Source organism: Chryseobacterium sp. D764, assembly GCF_019317325.1.
Taxonomy (GTDB): domain Bacteria; phylum Bacteroidota; class Bacteroidia; order Flavobacteriales; family Weeksellaceae; genus Chryseobacterium.
The window spans coordinates 2,128,757-2,146,989 of record NZ_CP079219.1 but is presented as its reverse complement, the minus strand read 5'-3'; the positions used below and the strand labels follow the sequence as shown (position 1 = coordinate 2,146,989).

Annotated in this window: 13 protein-coding genes; 5 read left to right on the top strand and 8 right to left on the bottom strand. The window is 37.0% G+C overall.

Translation table 11 applies throughout. The annotated features are described in order from the left end of the window. Positions 1 to 2,802, bottom strand: a complete 2,802-nt coding sequence (locus KYG33_RS09635) for a GH92 family glycosyl hydrolase (RefSeq protein ID WP_219073147.1) — start codon at positions 2,800 to 2,802, stop codon at positions 1 to 3. 95 nt (positions 2,803 to 2,897) lie between these two features. Between KYG33_RS09635 and KYG33_RS09630 the strand changes: the two genes are divergently transcribed. After that, positions 2,898 to 5,240, top strand: coding sequence for an outer membrane beta-barrel family protein (locus tag KYG33_RS09630; RefSeq protein WP_219073146.1), 2,343 nt, complete (start codon positions 2,898 to 2,900; stop codon positions 5,238 to 5,240). A gap of 92 nt (positions 5,241 to 5,332) precedes the next feature. On the opposite strand, the gene KYG33_RS09625 is transcribed toward KYG33_RS09630, so the two are convergent. Continuing rightward, the gene (locus KYG33_RS09625) at positions 5,333 to 5,788 is read right to left on the bottom strand and encodes a hypothetical protein (protein WP_219073145.1); all 456 of its coding nucleotides are present in this window, start codon (positions 5,786 to 5,788) and stop codon (positions 5,333 to 5,335) included. A 227-nt stretch (positions 5,789 to 6,015) separates the two neighbouring features. Here KYG33_RS09625 and KYG33_RS09620 point away from each other — a divergent pair, with 227 nt between their 5' ends. From KYG33_RS09620 to KYG33_RS09605, 4 genes are all read left to right on the top strand, one after another. Then, positions 6,016 to 7,971, top strand: a complete 1,956-nt coding sequence (locus tag KYG33_RS09620) for a metallophosphoesterase family protein (protein ID WP_219073144.1) — start codon at positions 6,016 to 6,018, stop codon at positions 7,969 to 7,971. A 34-nt stretch (positions 7,972 to 8,005) separates the two neighbouring features. Then, positions 8,006 to 8,752, top strand: a complete 747-nt coding sequence (locus KYG33_RS09615) for a hypothetical protein (protein WP_077419282.1) — start codon at positions 8,006 to 8,008, stop codon at positions 8,750 to 8,752. A 118-nt stretch (positions 8,753 to 8,870) separates the two neighbouring features. Further along, a complete protein-coding gene (locus KYG33_RS09610) occupies positions 8,871 to 9,977 on the top strand; it encodes an Mrp/NBP35 family ATP-binding protein (RefSeq protein ID WP_047387055.1) in 1,107 nt (368 codons plus the stop codon). A 45-nt stretch (positions 9,978 to 10,022) separates the two neighbouring features. After that, a complete protein-coding gene (locus tag KYG33_RS09605; protein WP_002977212.1) occupies positions 10,023 to 10,271 on the top strand; it encodes a NifU family protein in 249 nt (82 codons plus the stop codon). Between the two features lie 100 nt (positions 10,272 to 10,371). On the opposite strand, the gene KYG33_RS09600 is transcribed toward KYG33_RS09605, so the two are convergent. From KYG33_RS09600 to ppk1, 6 genes are all read right to left on the bottom strand, one after another. Next, on the bottom strand, positions 10,372 to 10,764 hold the full coding sequence (locus KYG33_RS09600) for a DUF3060 domain-containing protein (RefSeq protein WP_077419284.1): 393 nt from the start codon (positions 10,762 to 10,764) through the stop codon (positions 10,372 to 10,374). A gap of 177 nt (positions 10,765 to 10,941) precedes the next feature. Further along, positions 10,942 to 13,980 (bottom strand): choice-of-anchor I family protein, encoded by a 3,039-nt coding sequence (locus KYG33_RS09595; RefSeq protein ID WP_219073143.1) that lies wholly within the window; start codon positions 13,978 to 13,980, stop codon positions 10,942 to 10,944. 140 nt (positions 13,981 to 14,120) lie between these two features. Then, positions 14,121 to 14,270 carry a hypothetical protein gene (locus tag KYG33_RS09590; protein ID WP_156118480.1) on the bottom strand — a complete coding sequence of 50 codons (150 nt, stop codon included), beginning with the start codon at positions 14,268 to 14,270 and terminating at the stop codon, positions 14,121 to 14,123. Beyond that, positions 14,267 to 14,920 carry an NAD-dependent epimerase/dehydratase family protein gene (locus tag KYG33_RS09585; protein WP_077419286.1) on the bottom strand — a complete coding sequence of 218 codons (654 nt, stop codon included), beginning with the start codon at positions 14,918 to 14,920 and terminating at the stop codon, positions 14,267 to 14,269. Before KYG33_RS09585 ends, KYG33_RS09590 begins: the two co-directional genes overlap by 4 nt. 323 nt (positions 14,921 to 15,243) lie before the next feature. Then, entirely contained in the window at positions 15,244 to 16,128 is an 885-nt protein-coding gene (locus KYG33_RS09580) for an exopolyphosphatase (protein WP_077419287.1), read from the bottom strand. Then, the gene (gene ppk1 / locus KYG33_RS09575; RefSeq protein ID WP_077419288.1) at positions 16,125 to 18,197 is read right to left on the bottom strand and encodes a polyphosphate kinase 1; all 2,073 of its coding nucleotides are present in this window, start codon (positions 18,195 to 18,197) and stop codon (positions 16,125 to 16,127) included. Before ppk1 ends, KYG33_RS09580 begins: the two co-directional genes overlap by 4 nt. Between the last annotated feature and the right edge of the window lie 36 nt (positions 18,198 to 18,233).

Genomic DNA, 18,233 nt, shown 5'->3' with positions numbered 1-18,233 from the left:
TTACTTTGCAGAAATCTCATCAATAAAAATATAAGCATCTCCTCCTGCTCCCTGGTGCCATTCAGGAAGTTTTCCGAAGTAATAGGCTTTTACTTTGATATATCTCGCTTCGGTAGGAAGAATTTCAGTAGAAAAATCTTTGACCTGTACCTTCTCATCTTTAGCATCAATGTCACTTTCAACCGTTTTCAGAAGAATAAAATCTTTCCCGTTCATGGAAGCGTAATATTCTACTTTTCTAGGCATCAGAATCCATGCTCTGCTGTCCTGAAGGTAGGTGGAAGATAATGACTTGATTTGCTGAGGAGATTTGAAATCAATGATTGCTTCAAAATTCTGCCCCTGATAGCCTTGCCATTCACCTTTCCTCCAGTTGACATCACCTCTGATTCCGTCAATAAGAGCCAGTTTTCCGGTAGCGCTGTACTGTGGAGTCACTTTAGACATGATATTAATGTCCCAATAATTTGGTCTTCTGTTGAAATTGGCTGTGGTTACAGAACTTTTTTCTCCGTTTCTTTCGGCATAAGCCATTACCTGAGTAGTCTTTGTGATGGAGAATGGCCCTTTGTAAGTAGAGAAAGTCTTTCTTTTATTGCTGTCGCTTTCATCCATGGTCATATAATATACCTTGTCATTTGGATTCAGTGGGGAGATCTCAACTTTGGTAGAAAAATCAAAGATTCTGTCAGCTGCGATCACGGGCGAAGCTGTTTGTTCTGCATATTTAAAGTCCTTAACAGGTTTCACATTTTCGAAACCAAGTTTTTTAAGCTCTGCTCTGCTGGTGTTTTTAGTAATGGTTTTTGTCGTACCATCTTCCAGATGAAGCTTGATTTCATCAAAATAAGGTATTGTCGTTTCCCATTCCGGTAATCCTGGGGTAACGGAATAAATTCCCATAGAGCTTAGAATATACCACGCACTCATTTGGCCGCAGTCTTCATTTCCAATCAATCCGTCAGGTGTATTTTTATAAAAATTATCAAGGATATATTTTATTTTAGCATCTGTTTTTTCTGGCTTATCTACAAAATTGTACAGGTAAGCAATGTGGTGGCTTGGCTCATTTCCCTGAGCATATTGTCCCATCAATCCTGTGATATCTACCTGTTCCCTTCCAGTTGTTTTATCCGGAGCGGTAAAGATGGCATCAATGAACTGTTCAAATTTTTCTTTTCCGCGATGAGCTGCAATAAGTCCCGGAATATCCTGCTGTACGGAATAAGAATAATGCCATGAATTCCCTTCTGTATAATTATTGTTGACTTCTCTAGGATCAAAAGGTTCATACCAGTTTCCGTTCTTTCTTGGCTGCATAAACCCTGTTTTAGGGTTATAAAGATTTTTCCAGTTTTGAGAACGCTTCATGAAATACTGATAATCTTCTTTTTTGCCTAAAATTTTTGCCATTTGAGCAATACACCAGTCGTCATAGGCATATTCTACAGTTTTGGAAACACTTTCATGCTCATCATCGATACTGATATAATTATTCTGCTTGTAAGCATTCAATCCAAAAATGTCCTGCATGGCAGAACCTTTGGCGGCCTGAAAAGCCTTTTCGTAATCAAACCCCTGAATTCCCTTGGCCATAGCATCTGCCATTACAGAAACGGAGTGATAGCCAATCATACATTCTGTTTCATTGGATGCCAGTTCCCATACCGGAAGTTTTCCCCCTTGTTCATATTGTTTGATGAACGTGTTGATAAAATCTGCAGTTCTTTTTCGATCAATTAAAGTCATCAGAGGATGAGCTCCTCTGAAGGTATCCCAAAGTGAGAATACGGTATAATAATCAAAGCCATTTGCCGTGTAGAGTTTGTTATCCCTGCCTCTGTATTTTCCGTCAACATCCATATTGATGTTTGGTTGTGTGAAAACATGGTAAAGAGCGGTGTAAAAAACGGCTAATTTATTTTTATCATCAGACTTCACTTCAATTTTTGAAAGCTCTTTGTCCCAATTGGCTTCTGCCTGTTTTCTTACAGCATCAAAATCCTTTGATTGTCCTTCTGCCAGCATATTTTTGCCAGCTCCTTCATATCCTGTGGGAGAAATAGAAACTTTTACATTAATTTTTTCTCCTTTTTTAACACTGGTTGAAAATGCCAGTGCAAGCTTTGTTCCGGTAAAAAGATGAGTTTCCTGTTTTCCATTGGCTTCTTTCTTGGAAATTTTCATAGGTTTTGAAAATTCAATTCTGGCGTAGATATATTGGTTGGTGGCCCAGGCCTCACTTCTTCTGAAAACCTCAATGGTTTTATTATCAATGATTTTTACTTCCCCTTCCAGAAGCTTATCTCTGTGGTTGAGGTCTAAAATAATATTGGCATTACCTGCATTATTGAAGGTATATTCATGATAACCAACTCTTTTTGTCGTTGTCAGGCGTACTCCAATATTATGTTTATCTAATTTAACAGCATAATATCCGGCAGCAGCCTTTTCATTTTTATGCGAAAATTTTGAGGAATAATTTTTACTGTCCAGACTTGGGTTTCCCATCGTAGGCATCAGCATAATGTCTCCATAATCTGAAACTCCGGTTCCGTTCAGATGGGTATGAGAAAAACCATAGATCACGGAATCCGAATAATGATATCCACTGCATCCGTCCCAGCTTCCGTCAATTCTTGTATCCGGAGAAAGCTGTACCATCCCGAATGGAACGATTGCCCCTGGAAAAGTATGGCCATGGCCTCCGGTTCCTATAAAAGGATTCACATATTGGGAATAATTCTGTGCAGAAATGATGTGAGTAATAAATAAAGAAAATGCTATAAGCCCTTTTTTCATGTTCTGATTTTATAAAGGCGAAGATATTGAAAAACAGCAAAACAGAGGTAATAAAACAGAAGTCTAGCTTGTCTTATAGAAAACTATTATCATTCATGAAGAAGACATTATTTGCTGTAATCATGCTATTGCCGGCAGCTGTATTTGCCCAGACAATAACAGGGAAGATCACCCAAACCGGAAATGCAGTTCCTTATGTTGAGGTGATTGCTGTAAAAGATCAGAAAAAACAGACCGCTATTTCAGACGAAAAAGGAAACTATTCACTGAAGCTTTCAGAAAACGGGAGCTATAATATTAAGATTATCCAGGACGGTGCAGAAATATCCAGTAAGGAGCTGATGGTAAATGGTGAGGTAAAACACGATTTTTTTATTGAAAAAAAGAATGAAAAACAGATTGAAGGGGTTACACTTACTGCCAGAAAAAAACTGATTGAGAGAAAAGCTGACCGATTAGTTTTCAACGTTTCCAATTCGGTGGCTTCACAGGGAATGGATGGCGCTGATGCTCTTGCAACAACGCCTTTGGTAAAAGTTGATGACAATACCGGAGTTTCCATTGTTGGCAAAAGTGGAGTAGCAGTGATGATCAACGACAGGATTCTGAATTTGTCAGATGCTGAGCTGGTTACTTACCTGAAAAGCCTCAGATCCGAAAATATAGAAAAAATTGAAGTCATTACTTCACCTCCTGCCAAATATGAAGCGCAGGGAAACAGCGGTCTGATCAATATTGTTTTAAAGAAAAATCAGAATATCGGATGGAGTGGAAGCCTGACTTCCAGCCTTCAGCAGCAGACCTATACCGGACATTCAAACAGTGTAACATTGAATTATCAGAATGAAAAACTGCGAACCTCATTGAAATTAAGACAAAATAAAAATGAAAAGCACTCTTATGAAAACTATTGGATAGAAGGTGCAGACGGTCTTAAAAGTAATGATAACAGAAGTGATTTCGGAGATGGTCTTGGAGCTAACTTAAGTCTGGATTATCAGCTGGGGAAGAAGTCTAATATCGGATTTATTTATGATTTCGGATTCGGGCATTCCAATATGAATATCACCAATACTTCGGACTATTTCCAAAATGGCAGCTATACCAATACCTTACTTACTTATGCAGAGCACAGGGCTACCAGCAGACAACATACTGCAAGTGCTTACTATGACCTGAAATTCGGGAAACAGGATAATAAACTGAGCATTACAGGAAATTATTTTTCCAATACTCCGGAAACGACCATTGATTTTACGACTAGAGAAAGTTCTGGCGACCGATTTGTCGTAAAATCACCCTCAATGGTGGATTATAAAATTTATTCCGGACAGGCAGATCTTACACTGCCTTACCAGTTCGTAAAGACTGAAACAGGTGTGAAATTCACAAATTTTGATAATAACTCTAGTATATTCTATCAGAACTTAACAAATGGAGACTACATTACAGATCCACTGAAAAGTAACGAGTTTGAGTATAATGAAAAAAATTATGCAGCTTATATCAGTTTTGAAAAATCATTCAACGAAAAATGGTCGGCAAAAGCGGGTTTACGGTATGAGTATTCTGTAGTCAATGGGAATTCTTTAACTTCCGGACAGCAGACCGAAAACTCTTATGGGAAATTTTTCCCTACTGCCTATATCAGTTATAAAAGCAATGAAAATCATACTTTCAGCCTGAATTATTCCAAAAGGATCAACAGACCGGGATTTCGTGCGATTAATCCGTATCGCTGGTACATCAATATCAATTCCTATTTTACCGGAAACCCTTTCCTGAAACCTTCCATTAATCATAATTTTGAACTTTCTTATGTTTATAAAGGAAAATTATCGGCATCCGCTTATTTTCAGAGAACAGTGGAAGCGTTTGGTCAGCTGGCTAATCTGAAAGGGGAAAACAGGGTAAGCACTTTTGAAAATTATTATAATCAGAATAGCATGGGCATTTCTCTTAATTATTCCGATACTTTTTTCAAAAAATGGGAAGCTAATTATTCGGCCAATTATTCTTATATGAATACTGACGTTTTTGCAACCGATGCCCTTTCCAGAACAGGAAACAGCTATGATTTTGATTTTCAGAATAATATATCACTAAACCCAGGCAAAACGATACAGCTGATCTTAAATTACTGGTTCCGTCTGCCTTCCAATTCCGGAAATTCATATATGAAATTTGCCGGCAATTTTACATCGGGTCTGAAACTGGGCTTTATGGAAAGAAGTCTTCAGCTGAATGTGTTTGTTTCTGATATTTTGAAGCAAGGGAAAAGTCTGGGTGAAATCTATTATACAACCGGAACTCATTCGTACAATAATTATTATGATGCCAGAAGACTTACGGTATCTGCAACCTATACTTTCGGAAATAAAAAAGTAAAAGGAATGGACCGCAATGTAAAGTTTGATGAAAAAAACAGAGCCAACTGATCACCTGATTTTAAATTATTTTTTCGATGCATGTCATTGACTACGTCGAATCTTCGATTTCTGACAAAGGAAGAATCTCAATATGGAAATATTTATACTTCTCCCTCAAAGAAATCAGTAAGATATTTCTCTTTGTCTTTTTCTTCTCTTTCAGAACCCAGATATTTTTTCCACGATTGGGATTCATGATATACAATACCCATTTCCCAAACACAGTAAGTAGGGAGGTGGGTTTTGTTTCTGTCCCATATTTCAAAGTTTCCGGAACCGTCATAATAAACACTTTCCCATAATTCATTTTCACTCCGCCACGTACATACCAGGAGAAGATAATTTTCTCCGCAACGATGCATAATGATGAATCCCAGATCCTTAATATTTTGAAAGTCTTCTTCAGCATATTCAACACATAACCGGGCATTATGGATGTCCTGTGGAGAGATTTCTGCAGGGTCACCAGCCAGATCATACCATTTGAATTTCGTTTTTCCGACTGTAAAAATTCCTTTTGGCAGTGCATATTTGGAAGGGTAGGTATTGGTTTTCATAACAATTATTTTACAATGATAATGGTGTTAATAAATCTAATTATTTTATTTTAAATATCTATTCATAAATATTTTTATTAACGGATAAAATACCACAAAAGTGTTATATGATTCGAATTCCAAATTTCATACATTTGATGGTAAACTAATAATTCCCGGTTTGAAATACTCAAAAATTTTTTAAGTATAACAAAACTGGGGAAACGAAGACCAACTCAATACAAAATATGATGGAAACATTGTTTTTTTACCTTCTGCTGCTTGTTGCAGTTACGTTTCTGATATTTTACTTTAAAGACAGTCTATACGCTTCTAAAAAAGTGAAAATATTTAAAGATGTTGATGAGAAATACCCTTATTACTTTATTCCTCAAAAACCTGTCAAATGGTTTGATTTTACCGGGTTGATGAATAGTTTCAGAATGGTTTCTCTTTCTGCAGATATCCTTTCTATCATTGATAAAAGAGAAATGCAGACCGCTTTGGGAAAAGATACCGGAAGAGAACTGATAGAAAATAATTGTGATGAACCTGAAGATGAATTCTGGTTTGATTTCATTGCAGATACCGGCGATGGCTTTGATGCTACCACCTCTGTTTTTTACCATCTGACAAGAGACAGCTATATCTATTCTTTTAAAAATGAATTCAACAGAGATGTTGAGGATGAGGTTGAAATCAAACTGAAAAGGGGATCTGTTTTGGTAGTGGGAGGTGATCTGGTATATCCCGTAGGCTCTGAAATCAATTACAGAGACCGCTTCAAAGGACCTTTAAGACTTGTTGCTCCTGATACAAAAGAAGCAGGCCCGATACTCATTGCCACACCGGGAAATCATGACTGGTACGATGGTTTAAGTGCTTTTTTCAGGCTGATGTGCCAGAGAAGTAAAATCAGTGATTACAGAACCGTACAGAACCGAAGCTATTTCGCTTATTTACTAAGGGATAATGTTCACTTAATGGGTATTGACAATCAATTGCTCGGTGATATTGATATTCCTCAGATGACTTTTTTTACTGAATATGTTGAGAGAATATCAAAAGGAAATGATACAAACCACATTATCCTGCTCATTGCAGAACCTTACTGGTACAATTACCAGATAAAAGACAGACACAAGAGAAGACAGCGTATGGATAGCCTGGAATATATCATCAGAACGATGAAAGAAGCTGTCAGAAAGCTGGAAGCCAGTAATATAAAATCAGAAATTATTTTTGATGTAGTGCTTACAGGAGATATTCATCATTATTCACATTATAAATTAGATGAAAATGAGAAAGGCTATGATAAAGAGATCAAACATTATATTACTTCAGGAGGCGGCGGTGCTTTCGGACATGTTACCGATTTTTTAAAAGATACCATCACTCTTCCTATCCTGCAAAATACAACGACTACAGAACTTACCTATAAACAGAATGGCAGATATCCGTCTAAAGAAAAATCCGGTAAAAAAACATTCTGGAACCTTATTTTCTTTATCATTAACTATGAATTTACTGTATTGCTGTTTTTTCTCTCATTAATTGTTACCTATACCCATTGTTACTCAGATTCTATTTTGAAAGGGTTGATTTTATTTTTAATTCCTGTCATCTTTCATTTTACCATCACCAAAGTCACCAATACAGAATGTTCCGGGAAGGAAGAATGGACGAGCAGAATTTTACGGGGATTTTTGTTTATATTATCTTTTGCTGTTCAATGGTTTGTATTTATGAAGCTTCCGACTTATGGATTTGCTTTTTTAAAAGACAGTCATTTGTCTTTTATTCATATTAATGAAATAAAAAGTTTCTTTAAAATTCCGGTGGGCTGTGATTATTTTGTTTCTCAACTGATCATTTCCGCTCTTTTGCAATCCATACTTTTTGGATGGTATATTCTTTTCGGATATCATTTTTTTAAATTGTATGTAACCGAAATCTCATCAGGGAAAATAAATACAGGAAATAAAAACTTTCTGAAGTTTAAAATAACAGATAAAGAAATTGTCATCTATGTAGTTGCTATCAAAAAAACATACCAATGGATGAATTTATTAAAAAAGAAACAGGCTTCTCATTTACAAAAAGAGATGCTTACGGAGGATCCAAAGAAATTTATCAAAGACAATTTCAAACTGGATCCGGACAAAAATGTGAAAATTATTGATAAAATAACCATTTCATTATAACCTCAAAACAAACATAACCTCAAAAAACAAAGTCATGGAAACTCATTCTAAAAAACCTGCTCCAGATGATAATAACGGCGTTCTGATCTCCTATTACCAATTACGAATGTTTATCGGATTACTCGGATTTCTCCTTTCCTTTCTTCTTTTTATGACCACCTATTTTTTGAATGATGAACATCCGCTTAAAGTAAGTATAAGCCATTATTACTACAGTTTCGGGCATGTGATTTTTGTTGGAACATTATGTATTCTGGGTGGATTATTCGCTACCTACAGAGGAAAAGACAGATATGAAAACATGCTTTCAAATTTTGCCGGAGTAATGGCGGTATTGGTCGCTGTATTTCCAACAAAATTTAATGGATATGGAGGAAATATTTACATCAATATAGATAAGGCTAACTATCAGGACTGGTTCAGCTGGGTACATTATATCAGTGCAGGGCTGCTTTTCGTTTCTTTTGCCGTTTTTTGTCTTTATTTTTTTCAAAAAAGTGATAAAGAACAGGATGGAGAGCCTATTTCCGAAGAAGAAGCACTCAAAAAAAGCCGTAGAAACCTGTATTACAAATGTTGCGGCTGGGGAATACTCATCAGTCTCGCCTGCATTGGGCTTATTGCTATTTTAGGAGATGACTCAGCTTCCGCGAATCAATTTCTAACGTATTCTACCCTTATTTTTGAAACCACCTCATTGTTTTTCTTCTCTACCTCCTGGCTGTTAAAATCCAGTGAATTCTGGAATAAAAATATTCCGTTAGTAACCTATTTCAGATAATAATTGCCGATATATAAAGGGCTGAAGGTCTGTGTTTACAAAAGAATTTATCTATGATTGTGTTTACTTATTCTAAATAGGTGAAAAATGCGTAAATTTGTAAACAATTTATATTTATATGTTGACGAAAGAAAAGGTTCAGGATTTCCTTAAAGAAATAGAAGTAGACGATTTGGTGAATAATCTTCAGATTATGGGTAATGATGTTTATATTGACATGACTGCTCATTCGCCTGCAATGCACGAAAAGAAAAAACTGGAGGCTGCAATGAAACAGGCTTTTGCCAGTGAGTTTGGAGAAGAGGTTCATTTAAAACTTAAAATCGTTTCTCCGGAACCTAGTGAAATTCAGCAAAGTCAGATCAAAGGAAAACAAATTCCGGGAATTCAAAATATTATCGCTATTGCCTCCGGTAAAGGAGGAGTAGGAAAATCTACAGTTTCTGCAAATATGGCAGTAACGTTGGCAAAAATGGGTTTCAAAGTAGGATTATTGGATGCTGATATCTATGGTCCTTCAGTTCCCACCATGTTTGATACAGAAGGTGCAAAACCAATTTCTGTAGAAGTAAATGGGAAGAATTTGATGAAACCTATTGAGAACTATGGAGTAAAAATGCTTTCTATCGGATATTTCTCAGGAGCTAATCAGGCGGTAGTGTGGAGAGGTCCTATGGCTTCAAAAGCATTAAACCAGATGATCAGAGATGCTGCATGGGGAGAACTGGATTTCTTATTAATAGACCTGCCTCCGGGAACAGGTGACATTCACTTGTCAATCATTCAGGAAGTACCGGTAACAGGAGCAGTGATCGTAAGTACACCTCAGCATGTTGCTTTGGCAGACGTAAGAAAAGGAATTGCTATGTTCCAGATGGAGAGTATCAATATTCCGGTGCTTGGATTAATCGAAAATATGGCGTATTTTACACCGGAAGAACTTCCTGACAACAAATATTATATCTTTGGAAACCAGGGAGCACAATATTTAGCTGAAGATCTTGGAATTCCTGTATTGGGAGAAATTCCGTTGATCCAAAGTATCAGAGAAGCTGGAGACGTAGGAAGACCTGCTGCTCTTCAGGATGGATCTAAGATTGCTGATATTTACACAGAAACAGCCAGAAAAATGGTAGAAAGCCTTGTAGAAAGAAATAAAAGTCTTCCTCCTACTGAAGCAGTGAAGATTTCAACAATGGCAGGATGCTCACCAAAAGCAAAATAATAATACCTTTCAATACTTTGAAAGAACCAAATTGAACTGAAAAATATGGAAACAAACATAACGCACGAAGATACAGTAACAAGAGTAATGGAAGCTCTGGAAAGCATCAGACCGTTTTTGAATAAAGACGGAGGTGATATTGAGCTTATTGATGTGAAAGATAATCAGGTGTTTGTGAAGCTTTTGGGTAACTGTTCCGGATGTTCGTTGAATTTCTCAACGCTGAAATTAGGTGTTGAAAATACCATCAAACAACATGCGCCAGAAATCGAAAAGGTAATCAACGTAGAATAAATTATATCTGAGATATTTTTAAAAGACAGACCTCAATGGGGTCTGTCTTTTTTTGTTTGAATATATTCTTTACAGATTTTGAAATCTGTGAGAACTGTATTTACTGTTTTACTACTTTATTCCCCACTCCTGTAATAGAAACATCAGGTTTACCGGATTTTGTTCCGGAAGTTCGGTAGTAGATCATATTGTCACCACCCTCCATGGATATTTTGTCCACTTTATCAATGTATACTTTATTACCTGTTCCGGAAACCGTAATTTTTTTAGCACTTCCTTTGACTGTTAATGTATTGTCACCACCTTCTACCTCAACAACTCCTCCGTTGAGAGTATAATTGAGATTATGACCTACACCTTCTACATGGACCACCTTATTACCTTCTGTTTTCTCTACACCTTTTGCGGATTCTATCTTTCTGGATTGTGAAAAAGCTGTTCCTGTTCCCAATAACAGAAAAGCAAGAATTCCTGCCGTTTTAATATTTTTCATTGTGAATTTGGTTTGTTAAAGGTAAATATAGAAATAAAATGATTTTTTCAGGCATTTCAAAAGTTAAATCATCTTAAATAATAAGTTTTATATTGAGTTGACTTCAAATTTATCAACAACAAAAAAGCTCCGGAAAATCCGAAGCTTTAAAATAGAATGGTATACTGTAATTTATGTTTACTTTACAATGACTCTTTTTATTTGTCCTTCTGAAGTTTTTACAAGATAAACACCAGTAGAAAGATTGGATGTGCTTATGGTTAAAGCATTCTTTTCCTTTCCGATCAGCTTTCCGGACATATCATACAGTTCGTAATCCTGTTTTCTGTTGAAATAAAGTGTATTTCCTTTGTTAACAGGATTTGGGAATACGTTGAAGGTTGCCTGTTCAGCTTTTGTTTCACCAGTTCCCAAAGTAGGCGGCATTGCCACTTCATACATGGATAAAGTTCCGCTGATCTCGTTGGCAATAATTACATAGCCTTTATTGGTTGTAGTATTTTCAGGAGCGATGTAGATGATCCCTTCAGGGCCATTGTCACCTCCGTAAGCTGAAGTAGAACGCGAATGTTTATAATCGGTAAAAGTAGGGCTGTTAGGATCTGTGATATTATATACCATAACGCCTCCGGTTCTTTCTAATGTGATAAAAGCATATGTCTGTCCGTTGATGTTTCCTAATGCTACGCCTTCCGGTTCAGGGCCTTTTGCACGGCTTCTGTTTTTGGCACCGTTGGATTCATTATCGGCATTGAAAATTAACGGCTGATAAGCTGCAATATATCTTTCAAACTGATCTCCGCTGTCGTACACGATCTGTTTGGTATCCGCATTGAAAATAGAGAATGAGCGTGCTCCTAAAGCTGCCATTTCTTCAAATTCTGCATCTCCGTCTGTATTTCCTGTGGCAGATGAAACCCTGAATCTTCCAAGATTATAAGAAGCCTTTAAAATATTTGAATTCGGGAAAAGTACTGGATCTAAAATATAACCGTTTGCACCTACAGTGGTTCTTTCGCTGTAGCCTGAAAGGTCTTTTTCATCTCCTTCATTGGCTGTTACAATATAATGAGTACTTCCTACCTTATAATTCTGTACTGCATCCGGAACATAATAAGCTTTTACAGGCCAGTTGGCAATTAAAACCTCTCCATTATTGTCCGAAGCATCAAAACCATTACCCGGAAGGCTCATGTCTTTTTTACCCAATCCCCAGATTCCCGTGATGGTTTTGGTTGCCAGGTTAATTTCAGCGACAGCATTATTTTCCTGAAGTGTTACCCATGCTTTCTGGCTATCTGAACTGATGGTAACATATTCAGGTTCCAGATCCTGAGAAAGCGTATTATTTGTTCTTACTTTTCTTAACCCGGTAGCTGTTAAAGCTGCTACCTGAGAATCAAAACTATTGAAATTGAGCGTTGTCACATTACTTTGCGTAAGATTTCCGATACCTCCGGAAATATCAATGATGCTGATCGTTCCTTCGGGATCTACCGTATAGGCATCATTAGGTTCCCCTTCGTTGGCGGTCACTACTTTTGTTCCGTCGGGAGAGAAGGTGATCATATCCGGTAAAGCTCCTACACTTACCTGTTTCAGGAAATTTCCGTTAATATCAAAGAATACTACAGAACCATTTTGCTGCGGATCGGTATTCGGAGAAGCAGCGGCGATGATTCCGTTTTTTACTGCAATACTTGTGATTCCGCCATAGGAAGCCATATTGACTGTTTTTACGACCGATGGAGTGGCAGGCGTACTGAAATCAATAATATCAAAAACATCTGTAATGGAGCTGATCGTGAATAAACGTTGAGTTGATGCATCATGAACCACAATTTCCGTGGAGCTGTTATTATTTCCTGAAGGATCAAAACTTCCCAGATAATTCAGTTGGATCTGATGGGATGGAACCGGTGCCGGCTTATCATTGTCTACAATATAAACAGTTGCAGTATTGTCTCCTGAAATAGTTGCTCCGGTAGGATTTTCGAGGCTTACAACAAAATATTCGGCCTGCTGTTCTGCCACTGTGTCATCAGTAATCGGAATGTTGACTGTATAACTTGTTGTAGATGGAGTGATGTTAATAGTTTGGTTGGCTAAAGTAAAATCATTAGCATCAGCCGTACTGAATGGTGCCGGTTTTACCACAAGATTTACTGTAGCCGTTGAAGGATTGGTGATATTGATTTTAAATGCAAGGTTTCCTGCATTTTCATTGACCTTAATGAAGTTTTTTTCCAAAGAAATTATTGTTCCGGCTGTAGTGAAAGTGCTGGATGTAACAGCTGTAACTCCATTATCACTAAAGTCTTCTACCATATTGGGTTTAAGGGCAAGATAATAAGTTTGTCCCGGTACCAGTCCCGAAGTTGGGATTACAGTAATCGTATTGTTGCTGAAAGTCGTTGTAAATGGAATTAGCGCCCCTGCTGCATTCCCAAGACGAAGCTCTATAAGGTTTTGAGCGTTAGAATTATTGATCGCAGAATTATCTGTTAATCTTATATTTTCATTAAAAGATAAGGTAGGATTTACAGTAGTCGAAGCGTTATTGGTATTATTGGCAGGAAGATAAGTAACAGTTGGTGGAGTGGTGTCCGCACCTCCGGCAGGAGTGGCATCTACCGTAAAGTTATCAAAACGGTTGTTACCTCCTGTTCCGCCTCCTGTTGCTGAGAATTCAACTTTTAATTTAAAGTTGGGATTGTTATTGGCTCCCTGAATGGCAGAAAAATCAATAGTAATGAGCTGAGGATTGGCATCCTGAGGATTCACAGTCTGAAACTGCACAAAATTAGTTCCGTCTGTTGAATAAGACCATGTCTGAGTACCGGCTCCCTGTCCGGATCTTCTGGTGGTAAATTTAACAATGACGCTGTTATATCCGGTGGTAGGCAGATTAAACTGTAATCCTCCTCCAATTGGATTATTGAACCTTAAATGAGTTCCGGATGCATCTCCATTTCTGGCATTTAAATTTTCATCACTAAAATTCTGCCCGGTACCACCAGCAAAATCTATTACACTTGTACCTCCTGCTATAGCCGTAAGAGAGCCATTCACCAGGGTAGAAGCAGGTGTAGTGACTGTGGCAGCAGAAGTATTGTTGTTAAAATTCCAGTAATGAATCAGTGTCTGTCCGAAAAGACCGCTCTGAAAAAAGAATGCGGCAATCACAGACCCTTTTAATAGGTAGTTGTTGATCATTTTTACTTTAATTAGATAAATGCAAAAATGAACTTTATGTTTCGCAACTATTTTAATGGAATCTTAAGAAATGTTTAAAAAATAGGTTTGTTTCCGATAAATGATAGAATGTTGTTCAAATGAGGACTTGTAGGATGTATTTATTTTCCTGATTTTCCGGAAAAATTTAAAATTGTTCCGGACTTATTTCCTTCTAATGGATGTTTCTGCATATAAAAATATCCTGAAACAGCAGTCACAAGCAAGAGTACAAAAATAACCAGAATAATTCTTCTTAACATGTCTCTCATATCGCTAAATTTTTAATATCTCTAATTTCTAAAGTAGATGTAGGGTATCCTTTTTGTGTCACATTGATCATTGCTCTACCCACTTCGTGTAAAGTTAATGATTTTGATTGAAAAAAAACAGGAAAAATCCAAATAAAAGGTTTAAAAAACCATTTTACATTCAATTGACCGTCAACAGGTTTCATAAATCCGGGGCGAAAATTATAAGCCCCTTTGAAATTCATTTTTTTTAAATCATTTTCGGTTTTGCCCTTTACCCGTGCCCACATCATTTTCCCGCTCTCTGTGCTGTCTGTACTTGCCCCTGAAACATAGTTAAAAACTATATCCGGATTTTGGTTCAAAACAGCTTTTGCAAAGTGAAGGGTTGTATCGTAAGTGATTCTGGTATAATCTTCTTCATTCATACCTACACTGCTGATTCCGGCACAGAAAAAACAGGCATCATAGCCTTTTAGTTTTTCATCATGGATGTCTATGGATAAAAAATCCGGGACAAGGTATTCTTTCAGTTTGGGGTGTGATTTTCCAGAAGGTTTTCTGCTTATGCTGAGGATTTCAGAAACATTGGGGTTCTCAAGACATTCCATTAAAATGCCTTCACCTACCATCCCTGTTGCTCCTGTAAGAATTATTTTGATTGGATTCATTGTTTTGCTATTGATAATGATATGACGAATGGGGATAGGGTTTTACTTTAAAATTTGGAAAAGTTTTTTACTAAAAGTAAAAAGTAAAAAGTAAAAAGTAAAAAGTAAAAAGTAACTTTTATTAAAATTCAATAGAGGTGGTTTTAATCCACCTGACAATAAATGATTTATCATTGGCTTTAGCCAAAACTTAATAGCATGGGAGAACATAGAGATTGCTTCGTCGCGTTGTTCCTCGCAATGACAGTACTGTGAAAAGCTGAAAACAGTTTCAAAAAAATAAAACCAGCTCAATGGCTGGCTTATAATATTGTTATTTGTTGTTACTTTTTGTGCTGTAACTGAGTGTAAATGTTGTGGATCAATCCGTCTGCCACAGATATTTTAGGGACAAAAATCCTGTTGATATCAGACCATAACATCACATTATTGAAGATGCTCAGGGCATGTACCAATACATCGGCACGGTCTTCTCTAAGGTTGTAATTGGTCATTCTTTCTTCCACAGACAGCTCATTGAATTCTTTATGGACCTTTTTCAGGTGTGATAAAGACATGGGTTTCCCGTCTTTGGTTTTGCTCATGGAGAACACTTTGTTGATGTTTCCTCCTGATCCAATCGCTACAATTGGTTTCTTGCTGACAATATTTTCCTTGATCTCGTCCTTCATCTCTTTCCAGTTGTCCATCGTAACCAGGTTGTTGAGAAGACGGATGGTTCCGATATTGAACGATTTCTCGTAAACCATTTTACCGTTTTCGTAGAAGGTAAGTTCCGTAGAACCTCCGCCAACGTCGATGTATAAGTAAGCGAATTCTTTATCAAGACCTTCTGCAACATGATTTTCATAAACCAGGGTAGCTTCTTCATCACCGGAAATAATTTCGATGTTGATTCCAGATGCTTCTTTTACGAGTTCAATAATTTCGTTGCCATTGGAAGCGTCACGCATGGCACTGGTAGCACAGGCTCTGTAATGATCCACTTTATATATTTTCATCAGGTCACTGAAGATTTTCATGGAGTCAATGACCATTTTTTCTCTTTCGGGACCTATTTTTCCGATGGTGAAAACATCCATTCCCAGTCTCAGGGGAATTCTGAGAAGGTTGAGTTTGATGAATTCAGGTTTTCTGTTATTAATCTTAACTTCATTGATTAGAAGGCGGGCTGCATTACTCCCTATGTCTATCGCTGCTATCTTCATTTTTTGCTTGTTTTAGCTTTTAAATATTTATAGGTTTCTATTTGTGAACGGCATTCTTTTTTATCATTTCTTATGTATTCATTGCTGAGTTTCTTATCCAGAATTCTGGCTTTTACATTATCCCTAAGCTGAATATCAAGAATATCTTTTAATTCTTTCTTAAGGTTCTTGTCAGTGATTTTAGCGGCGGCTTCAATCCTGTAATCCAGGTTTCTGGTCATCCAGTCAGCGGAAGAAATGTACATGTCTTCTGTTCCTTTATTGTAGAAATACATTACTCTGGCATGCTCCAGGTATTCATCTACAATACTAATCGCTTTTATTTTTTCTTTAAACTCTTTCTGGTTTACGGCACAATAGATTCCTCTTACGATGAGTCTGATTACCACACCAGCTTTGGCGGCATCATATAGCTTTTCTATCAGTAGCCTGTCGCTCATAGAATTTACCTTGATGATGATCTCTGTTTTTCGGCCTGCTTTGGCTTCTTCTATTTCTTTATCAATATGGTGAACAATCTTTTCACGCATAAATTGAGGGCAAACTAATAAATTTTTACAAGTTTTCAAAATCGGAATAAAATCATCCTTCGGTTTTTTCAGAACATTGAACACTTTATTGATATCTGCCATGATACCGCGATCGGCTGTAAGGAGCAGATGATCACCATATATTCTTGCTGTTTTTTCGTTGAAATTCCCGGTACTTACAAATCCATATTGGATGGTTTTATTATGCGCTCTCTTTTTGATAACACACAGTTTAGCATGTACTTTTTTGTTGGGAATTCCCACAAGAACTGTAATCCCCTCCGGTTCCAGCATATCTTTCCATTTCAGATTGGATTCTTCATCAAACCTTGCCTGAAGTTCAAGCATTACGGTCACTTCTTTACCATTTCTGGCAGCATAGATGAGCGCATTGATGATTTTTGAGCTGCTTGCCATACGGTAGGCAGTGATCTGTATAGATTTTACATCCGGATCCATTGCTGCTTCACGGAGAAGATCAATTACCGGATTATATTTGTGATAAGGGAAAGTAAGAAGCACATCTTCTTTTAAAATAACATCTGTTACTCTCTCACCATGTTCAAATGCCTGATGAGTAAAAGAGCTTCTTTCCACAGGTCTTTCATACTTTTCAAAAACATCTGGGAAATCCATGAAATGCTTGAAATTATGAATTTTTCCTCCCGGAATGATACTGTCTTTTTTCGTTAAATTCAGCTTTCTGATAAGGAGTTCCAGCAGCGCTTTATCCATATCTTTATCAAACACGAAACGGGTAGGCTTTCCTTTTCTTCTGTTTTTGAGTCCTTTTTCTATTTTCTCTGCGAAATTGGTTCTGATGTCATTGTCCAGATCAAGTTCAGCATCTTTTGTTACTTTAAAAGCATTAGCAGAAAACTCATCATATCCGAAATAAGAGAAAATATGCGGAAGGTTGAAAGTGATGACATCCTCCAGCAGCATTACGTTTTTCTCTTCCGGATCTTCTGTTGGAAGCAATACGAATCTTCCTACAAAACGGGAAGGAATCTCAATAATGGCATAATTGCTGGAATATTGCCAGTCTTTTTTTCTCATCGCAACCCCCAGATAAAGACTTTTATCTCTCAAATAGGGCATTGGCGTATTTTCATGAAGAAGAATAGGAATTACATTAGATTCTACTACTTCATCAAAATATTGTCTGACAAATTCTTTTTGTCCTGCTGTCAGGTTTTTGGCATTTTTAATGAAAACTTTATGATCAGCCATTTCAGTCTGGATATTTTTCCAGCTTTTATCAAAATTCAGCTGCTGTCTCATCACAATTTCATTGATTCTCTGAAGGATTTTGGAGGGAGGTTGGTAGAAAGATTCAGCAATCACTTTTTCCTTAAAATCCATGGCACGTTTTAATCCGGCAACACGTACTCTGAAAAATTCATCTAAATTGTTGGAGAAAATTCCGAGAAAACGTATTCTTAAATGTAAGGGAACTTTTTCATCCATGGCCTCCTGTAAAACTCTTTCATTAAAGGCAAGCCATGTAATATCTCGTGGATTAAAGTGTAATGACATTCTAAATGTGTATATTTTATCAAAAATAATAATTCG